The following is a 20,079-nucleotide window of genomic DNA, read 5'->3' as shown; positions in this document are numbered from 1 at the left end:
GGCCTCACCGCGATCCGACCTCACCGCGACCCGGCGGCCGGGCTTCCGGACGCCACGCGGCCGGCGCTTCCGACGGCCCGTTGAACACCGGGTGACCCCGTCCGGACACCAGGGCGACGCGGTAGCAGCACGTAGTTGAACGGTCACCATGAGTGTGATGCAGCGCACATATGTCATGCGCACAAAATGTGCAAGACTCATCCCACCCAGTGAGATTCCCTTGCTTTCCAAGGAGGTTCATATCATGCGCGCTCGGATCGCAGCTCTGATGGTCGCGGTGGCAGGGATCACGGCGGCGACGGCCCTCCCTGCCTCGGCCGCCACGGCAGGCAGCGAGAGCGGCTCGGTGGCGTGCGCCACCGTGACCAACCGTCCGTGCGTCTGGCAGCAGAAGGACGGCGCAGGCGTCGTCGGGGTCGCCCAGGTGACCGCCGACCCGAAGCAGCTGACGCTCGTGCAGGTCGAGATCCGCACCCAGAAGGCCTGGGGCAGCCCGTGGGTCACCGTCGCCTCCGCGACCACCATCACCAACGGGTACGCCAAGGCGGTCACGCCGCGGGTCGTCACCGAGGACCTCCGGATGATCTGTGCCACCGGCGGTCCGGCGATGGAGGCGGCCCAGCGGGTCACCACCTGTACCGGCCCGTTCTGATCCCGGCGGGATCACGGCAGGGTCCCGGCAGGGTCCCGGCGGGGAGGCCCGGGGAGGCGGCAGGTCCGCTTCCCCGGGCCGACCCGTCCGCACCGCCGACGGGCCGATCGGAGCCGGCCGGGCCGGATCGGGTGGCGGTACGGGCGCCCGCACCGCGTTGTCGGCGGATGGGGCCGCCTCCCGGCCGTAGGCTGGGGCCGGCGGCGACCGACGACAACGCCCCACGGGTAGGAGCGGGCGAACACGAAGGATTGGGATGGCACCTTTCGGCATGGTCACCGGAACGGCGGCCGTGCCCGTCCGGTACCGCAGCACGGCGCTGCCGGCGGACGTCCTGGACGGCTGGCGCGCGCTGGCGGCCGGCGATCCGGGCGGCTCGTGGTTCAGCACGCCCGAGTGGGCCCTCGCCTGGTGGGAGACGCTCGGCACGGAGGAGGGCACCGGCGAGATCACCGTCTGGCGCGAGCCGGACGGCCGGGTGTCGGCCGTCGTCCCGCTGCTGCGCACCTGGCGCCGGCTCCACCCGCGCGCCCCGTTGGCCGTCCCCTGCCTCACCGTGCTCGGCTCCGGCCCCGGCGCCGCCGACCACTGCGGGTTCACCGTCGCCCCGGAGCGCCGCGCCGAGGTCGCCGCCTGGCTCGGCCGGCGGGCGCGGCGCGCCACGCTGCTGCTCGCCGACCTCGACCCGGAGCAGGGCGGGGTGCTGCCGGCCGGCGCGGTGGAGATCGACCGCACGCCGTGCCCGCGCGCCGACCTCACGGCGGGACCGGACGCGCTCGGCTCCCGGCGGTTCCGCTCCAACCTCCGTCGCTACGGCCGCAAGTTGGCCGCCGAGGGGGTCACCTTCCGCTGGGTGGCGCCGGCCGTCGAGGATGACGAACTCACCGAGCGGACGGCGCTGTTGCACACCGTGCTGGAGCTGCACCGGCAGCGCCGCGCCGCCCTCGGCCTGGCCACCTCCTTCGACGCGGCCCGGGCGCCGCTGCACCTGCGGCTGCTCGAACGCGCCGCCGCCACCGGCCGCGGCGAGGGCCCGGCCTTCCTGGTCGCCGAGCGGGCCGGCGAGGTGATCGGCGTGCTCTACGGGTTCCGCTGGCAGGACACCTTCGCCTACTACCAGATCGGCTGGGACCAGACCTGGGCGCCCCTGCGGCTGGGCACCGCGGTGATCGCCGCGGCGATCCGCGCCGCCGCCGACCAGGGCCTGACCACCTTCGACTTCCTGCGCGGCACCGAGCCGTACAAGTACCGCTTCGACGCGGTGGACCGCGAGGACGTCTCCTGGCTGGTCCCGCACGGCCTCTCCGGCGCCCTGCTCGGCCTCAAGTACCGTGCGAAGGCGGCCCGTCGGGGCTGACCGGCGGCGATCCAGCCCCCCTTCACCGCCGGGACTTCAGCCAGCCGGCGAAGGCGTCCAGGGCCGGGCCCGGGTCACGGCGGCCGAGGCCGATCCGGAACCGGTCGGTGGGCGTCGGGGTCAGCTCGGACCGGTAGATGCTCGCCGGCAGCAGCAGGACGCCCGCCTCCTCGACCAGCGCGGTGCAGAACTCCTCGACGCCGTCCGCGCCGAGGTAGCGGGGGTAGGCGACGCAGCCGCCGTCCGGCGCGCGCCACTCGAACAGCTCGGGGAACGCGGCGAAGAACTCCTCGAAGACGGGCAGGTTGGCGGCGACGATGCCGCGGTTGCGGGCGAGGATCCGCTCGCGGTTGGCGATCGCGATCCGGGCCAGGACCTCGCTGGGCGCGGAGTTGCAGATCGTGCCGTAGTGCTTGGCGCGCTCCAGCCGGCTGCGCAACTCCCGGTCCCGGCAGGCGATCCAGCCGATCCGCAGGCCCGGCAGGCCGAGCGACTTGGAGGTGACGTTGAGCGAGAGGGCGCGCTCGGAGAGGTCGGCCGCCTGCGGCAGCGTCCGGGCGGGATCGCGCTCCAGGCCGCGGTAGACCTCGTCGCTGAACAGGTGGATCCCGCGCTCGTCGCAGATCCGGGCGAGCCGGGTGAAGTCGGCGGCGTCGATGACCTTGCCGGTGGGGTTGTTGGGGAAGTTCACCGAGACGACGCGGGTCTCGGGGCGCAGCGCGGCGGTCAGTTCGTCCAGGTCGAGCGCCCAGTCCCGTCCGGCGTCGAGCGCGACGCCGGTGACCTCGCAGAGCGAGAGCGGAATGGTCTCCGCGGACTGGTAGCAGGGGGTGACGACGACGGCGTGGTCGCCGGGGCCGAGCAGCACCTGCATGGCGAGGTTGAGCGCCTCCTGCGCGCCGCCGAAGCAGATCACGTCGTCGGCGTCGACGTGCTCGTACATTCCGGCGATGGCCTGCCGCAGCACCGGGTCGCCGAAGGTCTCGGTGTAGCCGAGGGTGAGGGTGTCCCAGGCGTGCCGGTCCTCGGGGCCGGCCAGGGCGAGCAGTTCGGACATCGCCATGGTCTGGGCGTCGGAGGCGGTGAGGTGGTGGCGGGCGGTGAACTCCCATCGGGAGAAGTGGGTTTCCAGCCGGAAGTCGGGGAGCTTGGTCATCTGTCGTTCCTCTGTGGTGCGTCGAGCGGCTCGGCCTTGAGTTCGGCGAGCAGGGTGTAGACGGTGGAGCGCGAGACCTTGAGCGCGGTGGCGACGGCGGGGACGGCGCGGCGCACGGCGAGCACGCCGGCCTGGTCGAGTTCGCGCAGCACGGCGAGCCGGTCCTCGCGGGTGAGCCGCTCCGGCGGGCGGCCGGTGGCGCGGACGTAGCCGCCGACGACGTCGTTCATCCGCTCGGTCCAGTCGGCTTCGAAGAGCGGTTCGGGGCGCGGCGAGGTCGGCGCGGCGAAGCCGGCCAGCAGGGTGGCGGCGTGTTCGAGCGGTCCGCGGTCGAGGTTGACGCAGAGCACGGCCGAAGGGCGGCCGTCCGGGTCGCGCAGGACGGCGCTGACCGAGGAGAGCCGCCGGCCGTCGGGCAGCAGTTTCCCGTAGGGCCCGTAGACGTCGGGGGCGGCCGGGTCCAGTCGGTCCAGTTCGCCGAGCAGGGAGGGGTCACCGGGGGCCCGGCCGCTCATCGGGTTCCAGACGGCGAGCACCTCGTCCCGGACGGCGTCGTGCAGCACCACCTCCGCGTACGGGCCGAGCAGCAGGGCGACGGCCTGGCAGACGGGCGACCAGGCCTGGACGCGCGGGTCGGGGGTCTCGACGGTCATGCTTGGACTGTACGTCCAGTCTGGACGTTTCGTCCAGCACTGCCGACGGAAAGGCCCCGCCCCGGGGCTCGGGGCGGGGCCGGTGTCCGGTTCAGCCGCAGCTGACCTGCAGCAGGGTGGCGGAGCAGGTCCGGGCGGCGCGGTCGTTGGCCGGCACCGGGTCGGCGGGGGCGCTCGCGGTGCGGGCGGCGGTCACCGTGAAGGTGCGGCCGAGGTGGAACAGGCCGACTTGCACGGTCAGGTGCCGGGTGGTGCTCGCGTTCCGGGCCAGCGGGACGGCCAGGGTGCAGGTCAGCTTGCCGGCCGCGACGGCGCAGTCGGTGGAGGAGGCCGTGAGGCCGGCCGGCAGGTCGGCGGTGACGGTGGCCGAGTCCACCGCGGCGGGGCCCTGGTTGGTGAGGGTCAGGGTGTAGTCGACCCGCCCGGAGAACAGCCCGACCACCGGCGTGGCCCCGAGCGCGACGGCGAGGTCGGCGGTGGGCGCGGTGTAGCCGAACCGGTCGGCGGCGGTCACCGCGCTGGTCCCGCCGGGGGTGGTGACCCGGACGTCCACGGCGCCGGCGGCGCCGGCGGCGGGTGCGGTGGCGGTGCAGCTCGTCTCGGTGCAGGAGAACGACGCGGCGTTCCCCGCGGCGCCGAAGGTCACCGCGGTGGCGCCGGCCAGGTCCGTCCCGGTGACGGTGACGACCGTCCCGCCGGCCTGCGGACCGGAGGCCGGGCTGACCCCGGTCACCACCGGCGCCGGCAGCGGGAAGCCGAGCACGGTCACGGCGCTGCCGGTGAAGTCGGCGAGGTAGCCGCGCCGCCCGTCCGGGGTGAGCGCGAGGGTGAACGGGCCGGCTCCGGTCGGCACGGTCGCGGTGACCGTCCGGTCGGCCGTGCCGATCACGCTCAGCGTGTCGTCGGCGTAGTTGGCGGCGTACGCGCGGCGCCCGTCCGGCGAGAGCGTGACGGCGTACGGGTTGGCGCCCACCGTCACGGTGCCCAGGACGGTGCCGGCGGCGGTGTCCAGCACGCTGACGGTGTTGTCGCCCCCGTTGGCGGTCCACAGGCGCGAGCCGTCGGCGCTGAGCGCGAGCCCGAACACGCCGTGCCCGACCGGGACGCTCGCGCTCACCGTGTTCCCCGCGGTGGCGATCACGTCCACCGTCCGCGCGCCCGAGGCGGCGACGTAGACGTGCGCGCCGTCGGGCGCGACGGCCACGCCGTGCGGCTCGGCACCGACCGGCACGGTGGCGGTCACGGTGTTGCTCGCCGCGTCCAGCACGCTCACCGTGCCGGCGCCGGCGTTGCTGACGTAGACGTGCGACCCGTCCGGCGCGACGGCGACGCCGAAGGGCTCGGCACCGACCGGCACGGTGGCCGTCACGGTGTTGCTCGCCGCGTCCAGCACGCTGACCGTGCCGTCCAGGTGGTGGGTCAGGTACGCGTGCCGCCCGTCCGGCGCCCAGGCCACGGCGTAGGAGCCGCTGCCGGCCGTGAACGCGCCGGTGACCGCGTCGGTCGCGGTGTCCAGCACGGTCACCGTGCCGCTGCTCTGGCTCGTCACGTACGCCCGGCTCCCGTCCGGCGCGACCGCGACGCCCGCCGGGTAGGCCGCCACCGCCACGGTGGCGGTCACGACGGGCGGCGGCGCGGCCGCCCCGGCGACACCGGGCTGCGACAGCAGTGCGGCCGTGGCCGCCCCGGTGGCGACCACGGCCGTCCAGGAGCGGCGCGGCGAACGACGTATTCTCACGGGGGTCTTCTCCAGACTCGTCGGACCATCGGACCATCGGATCACGCGGGCCCCGGCACGCGCCGGAGCCGCACGAAGCGTAGGAGATCGCTTGACGGAACGTCAGGAGTTGACCGGACTTGTCGCCGAATGATTAGAACCGTTCGTCATTCGACTTGACCGGCGGGCGGACCCGAACCGAGCCCGCCCGTCGGCACGAGGTCAGGGCGCGGCGGTCGCCCCGGACACCGACGCGGACCGGGACACGGACGGAGAACCGGACGGCGCGGCCGACCCGGACAGCGGGGCCGACCCGGACGGCGCGGCCGACCCGGGCGCGGACGGAGAACCGGACGCCGGGGCGGACCCCGAGCCGGACGAGGTGGGCGAGGCCGACGGTGACGCGGGCTTCGGACCGACCTGGAGGCCGATGACGTGCCCGTCCGCCGTGAGGAAGTACTGCAGACCGGCGTAGCCGGGCGTCACCAGGATGCCCTGGGTCATCTTCGCCAGCTGGCTCGACCGGGCGAGCTCGGTGCCGAACTTGGCGTCACGCCACACCACCTGCTCGGTGTCGTACTCCTTCAGCCCCTGGAAGGACTTCACCGGGATGTCCGTCCCGATCAGCACGCGCTGGTCCTTCGGCCCGATCAGGGTGGTGAAGCTGAGCGTGGTCTGGTCCTGGGACCACGCCACCGAGAGCGAGCCGTTCGCCAGGTCGATCCCGGCGAGCTTGCCCGCCCCCGCGTCCATCGCGTAGACCCGGCTGTTCTCCGGGTCGACCGAGACCATGGACGGGATGAAGCTGTTCTTGGCGCCGCTGTTCGCGAACGGCTGGACCGACGCCACCTTGCCGGAGTCGCTCTGGGACACCGCGACGACGCTCATCGGGGTCGAGGTCGGCTTCCCGCCGTTGGTCATCGCGACCACGTAGTCGTTGAGGACGGCCATCGCGGACGCCGCCGTCTGCCCGTTCTGGAGGTAGGGGACCGGGCCCCAGCCGGCGTCGGGGGCGAAGGCGCCGTTCTGGTAGGTGTACCGGTAGAGCTTGGTGGCACCCGGGAGGTAGATCGCTCCGGTGCCGTTGAAGGTGGTCGTGGTGATCCGGCCGCCCATCATCTCGGGCAGCGTCACCTGGGAGAGCACCTGCAGGGTCCGCGGATCGATCGCCACCAGGACGGAGGGCGGCGCGGCGCTCGGGTCGGGGCAGTCGAGGAAGGCGCTGAACCCCTGTTCGGTGCAGCCGGGCTGGCGGTTCACCGTCTTGGCGATGATCGTGCCGTCGGGGAGCGCGTCGTAGCCGTTGTAGGCGGTGTCGCGCGGGGCGGACTGGCCGGTGGGGAGGGTGGTCTGCGCCAGGACGTTTCCGTTGACCGGGTCGATCCTGGCGATGTGGTAGCCGTAGATCACCACCAGGCTGCCGTCGGCGAGGACGTTCAGGACGCCCGGGTAGTCCCACTCGCCGGTCGCGTCGGTGTTGATCAGCACCCGCCGCCAGACCTCGTTGTAGGTGCCGGGCTCCACCCGCGAGACGAACGAGCCGGACGCCCCCTGGTCGCCGTAGCCACCGCCGTAGACGTAGAGCTCGTTCGGCCCGCGGTCCACGATGTTGTACGGCGTGGTGTACACCTGGCTCGAACCGTACGCGAACACCTGGTTGTTCGACGGGGCGCCGAGGAAGTGCGCGCAGCCGTAGCGGTGCGTCCGGTCCGAGTCGTGCACTTCGAAGGCGGCGATGGTCGGGTACCACGGGGCGTTGCCCTGGGCGGCGGCGCACTGCTGCTCGTCCGCGACGAGGGTCGGGTCCCCGACCAGCGGACCGCCCGCGGCCGTCACGTCCGCCGGCGTCGAGGAGCTCGACTTCGGCGAGCTCGACTTCGGAGGGGAGACCTTGCCGTCGCCCGTGCTGGAGCACCCGGAGACCGTGGAGAGTCCGACGAGCAGGGCCAGCACGGCGGCCGTCCACCGGCGAACGGGCGACCGGGTCGTCATCGGCGGCTCCTAGCGCGCTCGCGGCGCCGGCGCGCGGACCGGCCGGCACCTGATCGACCGTCAGACTGGCAGCGCCGCACCGACCCGCCGCGGCCGACGCGCCGGACCGCCCGGCCGAACGGGCGGAGGGTCACCCGGGCGGAGGGTCTCCCGGACGGAGGGTCTCCTGGGCGCACGGAAGCGGCCGCGCGCCCTGCGAGTGCGCCCACCGGGTGAGGGCGTACCGCCTCGCGGCCGTCCGGTGCCCCGGTGGTGGAGCGCCCGCGCCCTCCCCCGGGCCGTGGCTGACGGACCGTGAGCCTACAATCCGATGGTTCACGGAGCATCGATCCCGGGGGGTACCTGCCATGTCCGACCAGCGCGTCGTCCTCGTCACCGGTGGCGGCACCGGCATCGGCGCCGCCACCGCGCGGCTGCTGCGGGCGGCGGGCCACCGGGTGGTGATCTCCGGCCGCCGGTCCGAACCGCTGGAGCGCGTCGCCCGGGAGACCGGGGCACTCGCCCAGGTGTCCGACGCCACCGACCCGGACGACGTGCGGACGCTGGTCGCGGCCGCCGTCGCCGCCTACGGGCGGCTCGACGGGCTGGTGCTCAACGCCGGGGTCGGCCGCCCCGGCGCGGTCGGGGACGTCACCCTCGCGGACTGGGAACTGGTGATGCGGACCAACCTCACCGCCCCGTTCCTGCTGCTCCGCGAGGCGCTGCCACACCTGCTCGCCGCACGCGGGGCCGTCGTCGCCGTCGCCTCCGTCTCCGCCCTGCGCAACGGCACCGCGAACGCGGCCTACGCGACCTCCAAGGCCGCGCTGCTCCAGCTCTGCGGATCGCTCGCCGTCGACTACGGTCACCTCGGCCTGCGGGCCAACACCGTCTGCCCCAGCTGGGTCCGCACCGAGATGGCCGACCGCCCGATGGCCCGCCTCGCGGAGGCGGCGCAGTTGGCGGGCGGCGTCACCGAGGCCTACCGGGAGGCCACCCGGCTCACCCCGGCGGGCCGGCCCGGCGAGCCCGAGGAGGTGGCCGCCGCCATCGACTGGCTGCTGTCGCCGGCCGCGAGCTACGTCAACGGCGCGGTGCTCACGGTCGACGGCGGGGTCACCGCGCTCGACCCGGGCACGGCGGCCTTCGGCCTGCGGATCGAGCCCCGCACCGGCGCCTGAGCGGGCGGGGCGCACGGTCGGCCGGCCCGGCCCCCCTGCGCCCGCCCGGCCGGCCCGCCGCTTCAGCGCGCGGATGCTCCCACATCAGCTCGCTGAGGGTCGGCTCGAACACCCGGTCCATGTCACCCTGGGGTTCCCAGGTGAGTGATGTGCGCGACGTGGCCGTAGGTCCGGTGGTGGAACGCCTGGTGTCGCCCGAAGGCGTCCGGCTCGTCCACCTCGATCAGCACGTACCCGCCCCCGCCGGTGCCGTACGTCCGGTGGTGCTTCACGCCGGCGCCGACGTCACCCCGGTTGCCGGTCCGGGCGAGCGCCTTGACGCCGTCACCCCGGGCCGGGTCGGGCGCGGCCTCCTCGACCGACCGCGCGGTAGTGGTCGTCCGCGGGCGCCGCGCCGCCTCTCCCCTGGGTGACGGCGCGTCATGCCCTCGCCGCCGGGGACGCGCCTCGTCCGGCTCCGCGCGTGCGCGGGGAGGGGTGGGGCGACGCGGGACGGGGTGGGGCGACGCGGGGCGGGGCGGCGGCCCGGCTGCGGGGGTGGGTGCCGACGGTAAGGCCCGGAGGCCGGTCCCGGGGGCCGCCCGGCCCGGTGGCGGTCCGGCCCGGGTCGGGCGCAGCCTGGAGGAGGCGGCCGCGCACGCCCCGGGAAGCGGTCGAGGAGCGGTCATGGACGAGATCGACGTACTGGTCGTGGGTGCGGGCCCGGTGGGTCTGACGGCCGCGGCCGAGCTCCGCCGGCACGGCGTCGGCTGCCGGATCGTGGACCGGCTGCCCGCCCCGCAGCACTACGCCAAGGCGGTCGGCGTGCAGCCGCGCACGCTGGAGCTGTGGGACGCGATGGGCCTGGTCCGCGCGGCCCTGGACGAGGCCGTCCCGATGCGCGGCCAGCTCCTGTACGTGGACGGACAGCCCGGCCCGCGCATCGACCTCGTCCTGCCGCCCGACGTCCCGTACGGGTTCGCCGCACTGCCCCAGTACACGACCGAGCGCCTGCTCGCCGAGCACCTGGCTCACTGGGACACCCACGTCGAGCGCGGCAGCGAACTCGTCTCGCTCCACGAGGAAGCCGACCGGGTCCGCGCCGGGCTGCGCACGCCCTCCGGGCCGGCCGAGGTCCGCGCGCGCTACGTGATCGGCGCCGACGGGGCGCACAGCCCGGTGCGGAAGGCCGCCGGGCTCCGCTTCGAGGGCGACGCCTTCCCCGAGCAGTACATGCTGGGCGACGTCGAGGTCGACTGGGACCTCCCGGAGGGGTACGGGATCCGGTCCACCCACCACGGCCCGGACGGGCAGGTGGACGACGTGCTGGTCTGCATCCCGCTGCCCGGCCGCGGCCGGTACCGGATGTCGATGACGGTGCCGGAGGAACTCTCCACGGACGGCGAGGCGGCGGACGGCGTCCAGCACGGCCTGGAGGGCGGCCGGGCCCCGGAGCTGCGGCACATCCAGGCGGTGCTGGACCGGCTCTCGCCGCAGCCGGCGCACGCCTCGTCGCTGCGCTGGTCGTCCACCTTCCGGATCAGCCACCGGCTGGTGGACCGCTACCGGTCCGGCCGGCTCTTCGTCGCCGGGGACGCCGCGCACATCCACCCGCCGACCGGCGCGCAGGGCATGAACACGGGCATCCAGGACGCCTACAACCTGGCCTGGAAGCTCGCCCTCGCGGTGCGGGGCCTGGGCGCGGACGGCCTGCTCGACAGCTACCACGCCGAGCGGCACCCCGTGGGCGAGGAGGTCGTCGGGCGGACGGTGCGGCACGCCCGGGCCGGCATCGGGGCGGACGCCGACGACCTCGACGTGGTGATGCGGCGGGAGGCGCAACTGCTGGTCGGCTACCCGGACAGCCCGCTGGTCGAGCCCGCCGACGGCCGTCCGCCGACCGGGCCCGCGCCCGGCGAGCGGGCCCCCGACTGCCGCGGCCTGGAGCGGGAGCTGGCGACGTACTCGGTGCGGCTGTTCGACCTGCTGCGCGGCCCGCGGCACACCCTGCTGTTCCACGTCGGCCCCGGCACGGGCGGCCCCGGGACGATCGGCGCCGGGACGGCCGGCCCTGGCGCGCCGGACGACGAGCACGTCGGCACGGCGGCACTGGCCGCACTGTCGGCCGCACACGGGCGGCTGGACGTCTACGCGGTGCTCGCCCCCGGCGCGCCCGCGCCGCAGTGGCGCCTGCCGACCGTCCGCGACGGCGCGGGCGAGTTCGCCGCCGCGTACGGCGCCCGCCCCGGGGAGGCGTTCCTCGTCCGCCCCGACGGCCACCTCGCCGGCCGGTTCCACCCGCCCACCCCGGACGCCCTGGTCGGCTGCCTGCGCCGCACGTTCGGCCCGGGGTGAGCGGTGGCGGACGATAACCCGGTGGCGGGGCCACGGCGGTTACGGACCACGATGGTCCGCATGAATGATCAGCCCGCACGACGGACCCAGGCGACCGTCCACCCCGACATGTGGCCCGGCCCGGAGCAGGACCCCGCACCCTCGAAGGCCCCGGTCCGGACGGCGAGTTCGCCACCCTGCAGGACTTCCTGTCGAACTACCGCCTGCCCCTGCGGCTGAAGTGCGAGGGCCTGGCCCCGGAGCAGCCGGCCCGCCGTTCCGTCCCGCCGTCGACGATGTCGCTGCTCGGCCTGCTCCGGCACCTCGCTGAGGTGGAACGGGACTGGCGCAACGGGCTCACCGACGACGCCCCGCTGCCGAAGCCGTACGGCCGGCGCGACGCGGACTTCGACGGCGCCGTCCCCGAGCAGGCCGTGGTCGACGCGGCGTACGCCGACCTGGAACGCGAACAGGCCGAGACCGACGCCGCCCTGGCCCGATTCCCGGACCTCGGCGAGCGGGTCGGCAAGGACGGGGTCGCGATCCGCGAGCTGCTGGTGCAACCGGATCGACGAGTACGCCCGCCACTGCGGCCACGCCGGCCTCCTCCGCGAGTGCGTCGACGGACGGGTCGGCCAGTAGCAGGGACCGGGAGGTGACTCCGGCTGCCGCGTGATCACCATGTGGATCGCACGGCAGCCACCGCGCCCTCGGGTCGGAGCAGTGATCACGACGGTGACCGCGTGTGCTCCGCATCGAACGTCGCCCGCTCGTACGCCTCCCTGATGGTGGCCGGCACCCGGCCGCGGTCGTTGACCTCGAAGCCGTTCGCGCGGGTCCAGGCGCGCATCGCCTCCCACTCGCGCACCTCGGCCTCCGGCAGCCCCGGGCGTCCCGCGTACACACCACATGGTCCCCGTGCCGCTGTGGGGCAACGTGATCCTCACGCGCGGCGACGTCCGCCACCCGACCACCACCGTCTGGGTCGAGGACGTCGAGAACACCAACACCCACCAGGACGTCGTGCTCATCGCCGGCGACCCGCCGACCCCGAGTCCCGCCGCGTCCGCCTCATCAACGCCTGGGCCAGCGCCGGCTACCACCTCGACGAGGTCGACGACCCCGACGCCTTCGCCATCGGCTTCACCGACATCACCGTCGAGAAGTAGCCACGCCCGCACCCCGGCGTGGGAGGTCGGCTCCGCCGACTTCCCACGCCGGCGGCGGGTCAGCCGACTACGCGACGGGCGAACGGATGATCCGAGCGCCAGCGGGGTCCGCCGTGGTCGCGCAGTCAGCCGCGCTCACGCCACGCGTTCCTCCGCCAGGCACTCGCCGTTGACCGGCAGGCCGGGGCCCGGGTGATAAGGACGCGTCAGCGGAGGCGGGAGGAGGTTTCGGTGGGGTGCCTCCGCTCGTGGTTCGGCCGGAGGCGCCCCGTGTCCTACCAGCCGCCGGTGACCACCGACGGGCGGCTGAAGCCGTTGCCGCCGTCGCCCGTCCACAGGAGCAGGTTGCCGTTGCTGTCGTCGCGGGCCAGCAGATCGGCCTTGCCGTCGCCGTTGACGTCGGCGGCCGTGGTCTGGCTGTTGTTCCAGCCGTCGGTCAGCTTGACCGCGCCGTCGAATGTCCCGTTCGGGTTGTGGTTCCAGCGGAGCAGGTTACCGGCTGCGTCGCGGGCGAGCAGGTCGGCCTGCCCGTCGCCGTTGACATCGGCGGCGGTGGTCTGGGTGTAGTTCCAGCCGTCGGTCAGCTTGTAGGGGCGGGAGAAGGTGCCGTCCCCGTTGCCTGCCCAGATGAACAGGTTGTTGGCCGCGTCCTTGGCCAGCAGATCGACCTTGTGGTCGCCGTTCACGTCCCCGGCGGTGGTCTGGGTGTAGTTCCAGCCGTCCGTCAGCTTGCGGGCACGGCTGAACGTGCCGTCCCCACCACCCGTCCAGATGAACAGGTTGCCGTCGGCGTCCCTGGCGATCAGGTCGGCCTTGTGGTCACCGTCGAAGTCCGCGGCAACCGTCTCGGTGTAGTTCCAGCCGTCCGTCAGGGTCAGCGGCCAGGCGAAGCCGGCGTCGGCGTTGTGCTTCCAGAGGTAGAGACGGCCGTTGACGTCACGGGCAACGATGTCCGCCTTGCCGTCCCCGGTGAAGTCGGCCGCCGCCGTCTGCGAGAAGTTGGAGCGCCCGTTGCCGTCGACGGCGGGGTAGCCGCGATGGGTGGTGTCGCGGATCCAGGTGCTGATGTCGTCGAGGCGGGTGTCGTGGGCGCCGGTGCGGGTGTCGTGGCTGCCGAGGCAGCCGCCCTGCCAGGAACGGCTGTTGAGGGCGACCAGTTCGAGGGTACCGTCGTGGTAGCGGAGCGCGGGGCCTCCGGCGTCGCCCTTGCAGATCACCGCGTCGGTGCTCTGCGCGGCGAGGTCCAGTCCGGTCGGGCCGACCGCTCCGACCGTGAACATCGCGGAGTGCAGCTGTCCGGGGAGCCACTGGGTGCGGGTGCGTCCGAACCCGGCCACCCGCAGGGACTCGCCCGGCACCGGGGCGCCGGCGGCCACCGCCACCGGGGTCACCCCGCTGACCGGTGACTCCAGCCGTGCCATCACCAGGTCGCGGTCCTGGCGCGGGACGAGCTCGACCACGTTCACCACCGAGCCGGCCGAGGACGCCAGCTCGGTGCGTCCCACCGTCGCCGTTGTGCGCACCGCCGGCGCACCTGCTGCGACCGTTCCACTCCCGCCGGCGAAGCAGCTCGCCGCGGTGACCACCCACGAGGGGTCCACCAACGCGCCCGAGCACGACGGCGTTCCCCCGGCGACCTCCAGACGCACGGTGAAGCCCAACTCACCGGACGCCACCGGCTCACCCGACACCGCACCGGCCGAACCACCCGACCCGCCCGCCAACACACCCGCCACCAGACCAGCGGCGACGATACCGGCCCACCGAGGCGGCCTAACCACACCAGACACAACCACAATCCTTAGAAGAGTCCCAACGCGGCAGCGCACACACCTGGCCCAGGCAACACCGCATCCTCGGCAACCAGCCTGACCGGCTTTCGCTGGAAAACCGAAATCCAGTGCCGGGAAATCGCGACACTCGACCGGTGTCCCAATGGGATGCCTTTCAGTTTCCAGGCATGACGCATTGATCCGAATCGTTCACCCGACTCGCGATGAATCATCCGGATACTTCTTGGTGCTCTCCCTCGCCGTGGGCCGGAAAGGCTTCGCGCTCCCCAATGGGGCCGCCGTCGCAATTCCTGCCGACATCGGTGCCCGGTTTTCGGCCGCGCCGCACGGAATCCGTCAACGGCGTGACGGGACCCGCGTGGAGGATCCGTTTCCGCGGCACCGGCTCACCGCTTGTCCCGGCGACCGGGCCGGACCGTGGTGGGCCGATGGGGCAACGTTATGCCCGGGGCGGGCCGCGCCGGTGACGCATCTCCTGGCGAAACCGCTGTCACACGTCTCTGACCTGGACTTTGAGACGGTCGACGGTGGCGAGGTTGAGCTGTCTCACGAATCGGCCGAGGTCAGCCCGTGACGTGGATGTCCACGACGACGGCCTGGTCGGTCTTTCCGGCGCCTTCGCCGAAGCCCTTGCTGACGTTCTTGGGGACGTCCATGCTCACGTTCGTCTTGCCGTCCAGCGTGTAGCTGAGGCGGACGGAGCGGTCCATCGTCCGGATCCCGTAGGCCTCGGGGATCGAGATCGTCAGGTTCCCGGTCGTGTACGGCGCGGCGAAGCAGACGTGTCCCTGGTTGTTCAGCCGGGGTCGCACGTCGATCCGGAACTCGTAGGCGGAGTTGCAGCCGGTCAGGGTGATGCGCCCGTCTCCCCTGGTCACGGTCACGCCGAGGTCCTGCAGCGCGACGTCGGCGTCGGGGTAGGCGCCGTCCTCCACGGCCAGTGGGGCGGCGGACTCCACCGGTCCCGGCGGCGGGGTGTCGGCCGTGGCCAGGGTGCTCGTCGCGGCAGTGGCGAGGACGGAGACGGCCGCTGTGGCGGCCCCCAACAGCAGCCATCGCTGCATGCGGACGGACATGGGTCTCACCTCTCGGAGGCGCCGTCAGGCGAATTCGGGCGCCGTTGGCGGATGAATCGGGCATGGCGCGACGGTCGCGATGGAAATCCAGTCCGGCAGAACGGCCGGTGACGCGTCGTCGAGTGAACAGCGTAGGGCCAAAACACCATTGGTCAAATCACGGACCGGAGCTCGCCAATGGCCGGCGGGGCATCCGGTTGTCGACCGTGGCCGGCCCATTGATCCGCCAATCTGACGGTCGCTCACCTACTTGGCGATTTACCGCTATGATCACCGCCGCTTCATCCGTCATCCGCCATCCTGCAAAGAAGGGCTGGTCTGTGCGCAAAATCGTATTCGGAGCGACACGGGAACGGGGGAGGTTCGTCCGGCTGCTCTCCGGCGCGGTGCCGATAGCCCTCCTCGCCGGCCTGGCAGGTGCCGGCCCGTCGTCCGCCGAGGACACCACGCCCCCGCCCCCGGAGTGGGTGAAAACCGCCCTGCCCGCCACGGACCGCGGGCGGATCGTCGGCCTCTGGAACAACGGCGGATCGTCCGTCAGGGCCGCGGCGGAGGCCGCACTCGTCGGCACCGACGCGGACGTCCGCCGCTTCCTGGACTCCGACCTCGCCGTGGCCCAGGAGCAGGACGACCGCGCGCTGGCGCTGAAGCTCGTCACCTCCGGCGGGCGGGGCCTGCGCGATGCCGCCACGGCGGCACTGAACGAGACGCCGGACCAGCTGAGGGCGTTCCTGACGAACGGGTGGCTGCTGCCCTTCGAGACCGACCAGCGCGTGGAGGCCACCCGGATCGTCACCGCCGGCGGACGTGCCGTCCAGGAGGCGGGCGCGAAGGCCCTCGACGGAACGACCGACAACGTCCGCCAGTTCCTGGAGGAGGCCCAGTACTGGCTGCGCGAGAGCGATGACCGGGTCAAGGTCTACCAGCTGATCACCGCCGGCGGCCCGGCCACCCAGGCAGCGGGAACGGTGGCCCTCGACGGCACGGCTGACGACGTCCGCGAGTTCCTGGCGGTCGGCCAGCACGTGGCGCACGCCCGCGACCAGGAGTACGCCACCGTCGACCAGCTCGCCCGGCAGGTCGCCGAGGCCGGCGCCGAGGCCGACCGGCTGACCAAGGCGGCCCAGGACGCCTCGAACCGCGCCGTGGTGGCCTCCCAGCTCGCCAAGCAGGCCGCCGCCAAGGCCGCCGCGGAGACCGCCGCCGCCAAGGGCGACGCGGCGAAGGCCGCGGCCGCCGCCGAGCGCGCCGCCCAGGCCACCGAGCGCGCGGTCGACGCGGCCAAGGCCGCCATCGCCGCAGCCCGCTCGGCCAACAACGCCGCCCGGGTCGCCGCGAGCGCCGCCTCCCAGGCCGCGTACGCCAGCGCGAACGCCGAACGCGAGTCGACCAACGCCCTGTCGGCGGCCGCCGTGGCGGCCGGCGACAAGGCCAAGGCCGAGAACGCGGCCGCCGCCGCGACGGCCGTCAACTACCTGATGCCCTGGATCAGCGACCTGACCGCGGCGCAGCAGGCGTCCTACCTGGCCTGCAAGTCCTCCCTCGCCGCGACCAACGCCCTGATCGAGGTCGGCCCCAACGTCGATGCCGCCGAAGCCTCGGCGAAGCAGGCGGCGGATGCCGCGGATGCGGCCGGAGTGTCCTCCGCGCGCACCCGTCGGGCAGCCGACTCCGCCCACCGGTTCTCCCAGGAGGCCAAGCGGGCCGCCAACGCCGCCACGGGCTTCGCCGACGCCGCATCGACGGCCGCGAACCAGTCCGCGGCCGCGGCCACCTCCGCGGCCGCGCACACGGATTCCGCCCGCCAGGCCGCCGCCTACGCGGCCCAGCACGCGGGCGAGGCGGCAACCGCCGCCCAGCAGTCCGGCGCGAACGCCGACTCCGCCAAGAAGGCCGCCGATTCCGCGACCTCGGCGGTGGCCATCGCCACCTCCGTCCAGGAACTCGCCCGCAAAACAGAGGCCGAGGAACTGACGGCGCGGACCAACGAGGCCGTGGAGCGCGCCAGGGATCTGCGGGCCGCCTATGACCAGCGGCAGGCCGAGATCACCAAGGCCGACACGGACCGCGTCGCGCTCGACGAGCAGGCCACGCGCCTGGCCACGCAGGCCACTGCACCGGACGCCGATCCACAGCAGCTCACCACGGACGCGCGACGCATGGCGCTCGCCGTCATGAAGACCCGCGGCCCGTGGAGCCAGAGCCTCGCGCAGTACGCCCTGTCCGGGACCGACGAAGCCGTTCGCGCCTACGCCCGCAGCGGCTGGCAGCAGGCCGCGGCGCGGGACGAGCGCGCCAAGGTCAGGTCCCTCGTCAACGGCTCCGACATCGACGCCGTCAACGAGGCCGCCGAGGCCGTCCAGAACGGGGACGACGCCCAGATCCACAGCTTCCTGGAGAACGGCCAGTACGACGTCGCGGCGAGCGACTACCGCGTCCGGATCTACCAGATCATGGAAAAGGGCGAGCGAGGTGTGAAGGAGGCCGGCACCGCCGCGCTGGACGCCGGCACCACGGCGGCGTTGCGCAAGTTCCTGACCACTGACCAGTTCACCGCCCGTGTCAGCGACAATCGCGTCCACGCCTACCAGCTGATCACCAACGGCACGCCCGAGGTCAAGGCCGCCGCCACGATCGCGCTGGAGGGTCCGCCCACGCTGCTCGAACGGTACATCGCCACCGGTCAGTACGCGGCGCAGGCCCGGGACCAACTGACGGCCAACCACGTCGCCGACGTCCAGCGGACCATCGCCGAGTCGGCACAGGTCGCCGCGCTGGCCCAGCAGAACGCCGCCGAGGCGCAGCGGGTGGCAGCCGTCGCCCGGGGCGCGGCCGAGGCGTCCTCGGGCTTCCAGGCCCAGGCACAGAAGTCGGCCCAGCAGGCAGCGCAGTACGCCTCCCAGGCCAGGACATCAGCCCAGCAGGCCGCACAGACCGCCGCCCAGGCGGCCCAGGCCGCCAAGACCGCGCGTACCGCCCAGCGCACTGCCCTAAGCGCCGACACCTCGGCGCGACAGTCCGCCGCGTGGGCGCAGTCGTCCGCCTCCGCCGCCAAGCGGTCTGCCGACCAGGCCTCGTTCGCCGCCCAGTCCGCGCGGGACTCGGCTGCGGCGACGGGCAAGAGCGAGCACGACGCGGACGTCGCCTACAAGGCGGCCTACCAGCAGTACTCGGCGCTCTCCGACCATTACAACTTTCTCCAGTACGAGCGTGAGCAGCAGCAACGCGACTACGAGCGGTCCGTCCGTGAGGCCCGGGACGAGGAGGACAAGCAGGACTTCACCCTCTACGACGCCTGGTCCCAAGGAGGCCACGCCGCCGCGGACCTCATCGGCAGCCTCCCCGGAGCCGACGGCGTCGACGTCGCCAACTGCGGCGTCTACATCCTGGAGGGCAACTTCTCCCAGGACATGCAGCTGTCCTGCGTCAGCTCGATCCCCGTGATCGGCGAGTGGTCCGCTTACCAGAAGTTCAAGAGGTACGGGGAGAAGGGCATCCCGATCTTCGACCGGATCTTCGGGAAGAAGCCCAAGAGCGTTCCCTGCCCCAGGAAGAACAGCTTCCCGGCTGGCACCCCGGTTCTCATGGCCGACCGGTCCGCGCGCCCGATCGAGGATCTCAAGGTCGGCGACGAGGTGATCGCCACCGATCCGACCACCGGTGTGACGACCCCCCGCCGGGTCACCGCCACCATCTACACGCCCGACGACCGCGACTTCACCCGCTTGACGGTCGCCACGGCCGACGGCCGTCGGGAATCCCTCACCACCACCGACCATCATCCGTTCTGGGCGGAGAGCCGTGGTGCGTGGGTCGATGCGGGCGGTCTGACCACGACGGACACCCTTCGCACGTCGGACGGCCGGGCAGTGCCGATCACCGACGTCGACCACCGGCAGGGGCTTCAGGCGGCCTACAACCTCACGGTCGAAGCGACCCACACCTACTACGTGATCGCGGGCACGACGTCGGTCCTCGTTCACAACGACGACTGCGGCCTCTTCGAGAACCTGGAGCCCGAGGACAAGATCCACGACATGGCGCCGACACCGCTGGCGGACTTGAGCAGTGCCACCGGAAAGTTCATCTACGTGGTGATGCCGGACGGGGAGATGCGGGTGACCCGCCTCTCTGACACGTACGGCCACATCGACCTCGCCAAGGGCCAGAAGGTGGCCGCAGCCGGGGAGTTCAAGCTCTACAGCGGCAAGTTGAAGTCGATCGACAACAAGTCGGGGCACTACCAGCCCAAGGGCCCGCGCGCCCAGCAGGTGGCAGAAGAGGCCTTCCGCAAGGCAGGCTTCGAGGTGAAGGCCAACACGTACAAGGAGCGCTGGCAATGACCGATCAAGATCCTGACTCCACAGTGGTCGGCTCTCTGCTCAGCACATTCCTCGAGCTGTCCCGCCGACTCGACGAGACGCAGTCGACGCTGGTCATCGACCCGCTGCTGGCCCGGACGGGCGACGAGGTCGAAGCACACGGCCGGCTCGCGGAGTTGGACGAGTCGATCCTGACGGCGCTCCGGGGCGGGCAGGTCCACGCGATCCTCGAGATCAGCCAGTACTACGGCCACAGGTTCCGGTCGCCTCGGCTGAGGAGAGAGTTCGACGAGAGGCAGGCCGGCGCGATCGAGGGGGGTGACCGCCGAACCGTGCGCTTCTGCGAGGCGGTCCTCGAGGCTTTCGACGACGACTGGGAGGACCGCGACCTGTTCCCGTCCCTCTCGTGACCGACTGACCTGCCAACCTTCGGTGCCCGGCCGCGACGAACTTCGTCGTGGCGGGGCACCGAAGGTTTCCCCGGTGGCCGCGTGGAAAGACCCTTCCCGGGCTCGGCTCGCCCGGAGTCCTGCCTGTTCAAGGCCCGCATCAAGCCGCTCTGACGCTCGTTCGAGCTCAGCGGTCACGGAGCGGGGCAGTCTTCAAGAAATCAACTGAATCAGGCTTAAGGGCCGCTTACGGTTACAGACATTGACGTGTCCGGGGCCGGGCGGAAGGGTGAGGCCAGGCGGCGCAGTCCGCGCCGTCGGCCGCCCCCC

At 73.1% G+C, this 20,079-nt stretch carries 13 protein-coding genes and 2 pseudogenes; 7 read left to right on the top strand and 8 right to left on the bottom strand.

Annotated features, from left to right (window positions below; translation table 11 throughout):
* The first annotated feature begins 244 nt into the window (after positions 1-244).
* Together ACFVHB_RS26880 and ACFVHB_RS26875 are read left to right on the top strand one after the other, a co-directional pair.
* Positions 245-652: a hypothetical protein gene (locus tag ACFVHB_RS26880; RefSeq protein ID WP_380327351.1), complete on the top strand. Its 408-nt coding sequence runs from the start codon at positions 245-247 to the stop codon at positions 650-652.
* 256 nt (positions 653-908) lie between these two features.
* Positions 909-2,009 carry a GNAT family N-acetyltransferase gene (locus ACFVHB_RS26875; RefSeq protein WP_380327349.1) on the top strand — a complete coding sequence of 367 codons (1,101 nt, stop codon included), beginning with the start codon at positions 909-911 and terminating at the stop codon, positions 2,007-2,009.
* A 22-nt stretch (positions 2,010-2,031) separates the two neighbouring features.
* Here ACFVHB_RS26875 and ACFVHB_RS26870 read toward each other — a convergent pair whose 3' ends face one another.
* The 4 genes from ACFVHB_RS26870 to ACFVHB_RS26855 form a co-directional block, all read right to left on the bottom strand.
* On the bottom strand, positions 2,032-3,165 hold the full coding sequence (locus ACFVHB_RS26870; protein ID WP_380327347.1) for an aminotransferase class I/II-fold pyridoxal phosphate-dependent enzyme: 1,134 nt from the start codon (positions 3,163-3,165) through the stop codon (positions 2,032-2,034).
* Positions 3,162-3,818, bottom strand: a complete 657-nt coding sequence (locus ACFVHB_RS26865) for a transcriptional regulator (RefSeq protein WP_380327345.1) — start codon at positions 3,816-3,818, stop codon at positions 3,162-3,164. Before ACFVHB_RS26865 ends, ACFVHB_RS26870 begins: the two co-directional genes overlap by 4 nt.
* Positions 3,819-3,909: 91 nt before the next feature.
* Positions 3,910-5,556, bottom strand: a complete 1,647-nt coding sequence (locus ACFVHB_RS26860) for a beta-propeller fold lactonase family protein (RefSeq protein ID WP_380327343.1) — start codon at positions 5,554-5,556, stop codon at positions 3,910-3,912.
* Positions 5,557-5,757: 201 nt separating this feature from the next.
* Entirely contained in the window at positions 5,758-7,527 is a 1,770-nt protein-coding gene (locus ACFVHB_RS26855; protein ID WP_380327341.1) for a hypothetical protein, read from the bottom strand.
* Between the two features lie 347 nt (positions 7,528-7,874).
* Between ACFVHB_RS26855 and ACFVHB_RS26850 the strand changes: the two genes are divergently transcribed.
* Positions 7,875-8,687 (top strand): SDR family NAD(P)-dependent oxidoreductase, encoded by an 813-nt coding sequence (locus ACFVHB_RS26850; protein WP_380327339.1) that lies wholly within the window; start codon positions 7,875-7,877, stop codon positions 8,685-8,687.
* Between the two features lie 122 nt (positions 8,688-8,809).
* On the opposite strand, the gene ACFVHB_RS26845 is transcribed toward ACFVHB_RS26850, so the two are convergent.
* Complete coding sequence (locus ACFVHB_RS26845) at positions 8,810-8,959, bottom strand: hypothetical protein (protein WP_380327337.1); 150 nt, start codon at positions 8,957-8,959, stop codon at positions 8,810-8,812.
* Positions 8,960-9,353: 394 nt separating this feature from the next.
* On the opposite strand from ACFVHB_RS26845, the gene ACFVHB_RS26840 reads away from it, so the two are divergent.
* Positions 9,354-11,021, top strand: coding sequence for an FAD-dependent monooxygenase (locus tag ACFVHB_RS26840; RefSeq protein WP_380327335.1), 1,668 nt, complete (start codon positions 9,354-9,356; stop codon positions 11,019-11,021).
* A 60-nt stretch (positions 11,022-11,081) separates the two neighbouring features.
* Positions 11,082-11,642: pseudogene (locus tag ACFVHB_RS26835) on the top strand (DUF664 domain-containing protein).
* A gap of 85 nt (positions 11,643-11,727) precedes the next feature.
* Here ACFVHB_RS26835 and ACFVHB_RS26830 read toward each other — a convergent pair.
* The 3 genes and pseudogenes from ACFVHB_RS26830 to ACFVHB_RS26820 all read right to left on the bottom strand — a co-directional run.
* Positions 11,728-11,919, bottom strand: a pseudogene (locus ACFVHB_RS26830) (histone-like nucleoid-structuring protein Lsr2); the annotation flags it as partial.
* Between the two features lie 525 nt (positions 11,920-12,444).
* Positions 12,445-13,860: an FG-GAP-like repeat-containing protein gene (locus tag ACFVHB_RS26825; RefSeq protein ID WP_380327381.1), complete on the bottom strand. Its 1,416-nt coding sequence runs from the start codon at positions 13,858-13,860 to the stop codon at positions 12,445-12,447.
* A gap of 665 nt (positions 13,861-14,525) precedes the next feature.
* On the bottom strand, positions 14,526-15,038 hold the full coding sequence (locus ACFVHB_RS26820) for a hypothetical protein (RefSeq protein WP_380327333.1): 513 nt from the start codon (positions 15,036-15,038) through the stop codon (positions 14,526-14,528).
* 320 nt (positions 15,039-15,358) lie between these two features.
* Here ACFVHB_RS26820 and ACFVHB_RS26815 point away from each other — a divergent pair, with 320 nt between their 5' ends.
* Positions 15,359-19,381, top strand: a complete 4,023-nt coding sequence (locus ACFVHB_RS26815; RefSeq protein ID WP_380327331.1) for a polymorphic toxin-type HINT domain-containing protein — start codon at positions 15,359-15,361, stop codon at positions 19,379-19,381.
* Entirely contained in the window at positions 19,378-19,770 is a 393-nt protein-coding gene (locus ACFVHB_RS26810) for a hypothetical protein (RefSeq protein WP_380327329.1), read from the top strand. The genes ACFVHB_RS26815 and ACFVHB_RS26810 overlap by 4 nt, the downstream gene beginning before the upstream one ends.
* The last annotated feature ends 309 nt before the right edge of the window (positions 19,771-20,079 follow it).

It is taken from the genome of Kitasatospora sp. NPDC127111, assembly GCF_042677465.1.
Lineage (GTDB): Bacteria > Actinomycetota > Actinomycetes > Streptomycetales > Streptomycetaceae > Kitasatospora.
Note: the sequence above shows the minus strand (reverse complement) of the source record. Positions and strands in the feature narration are given on the sequence as shown.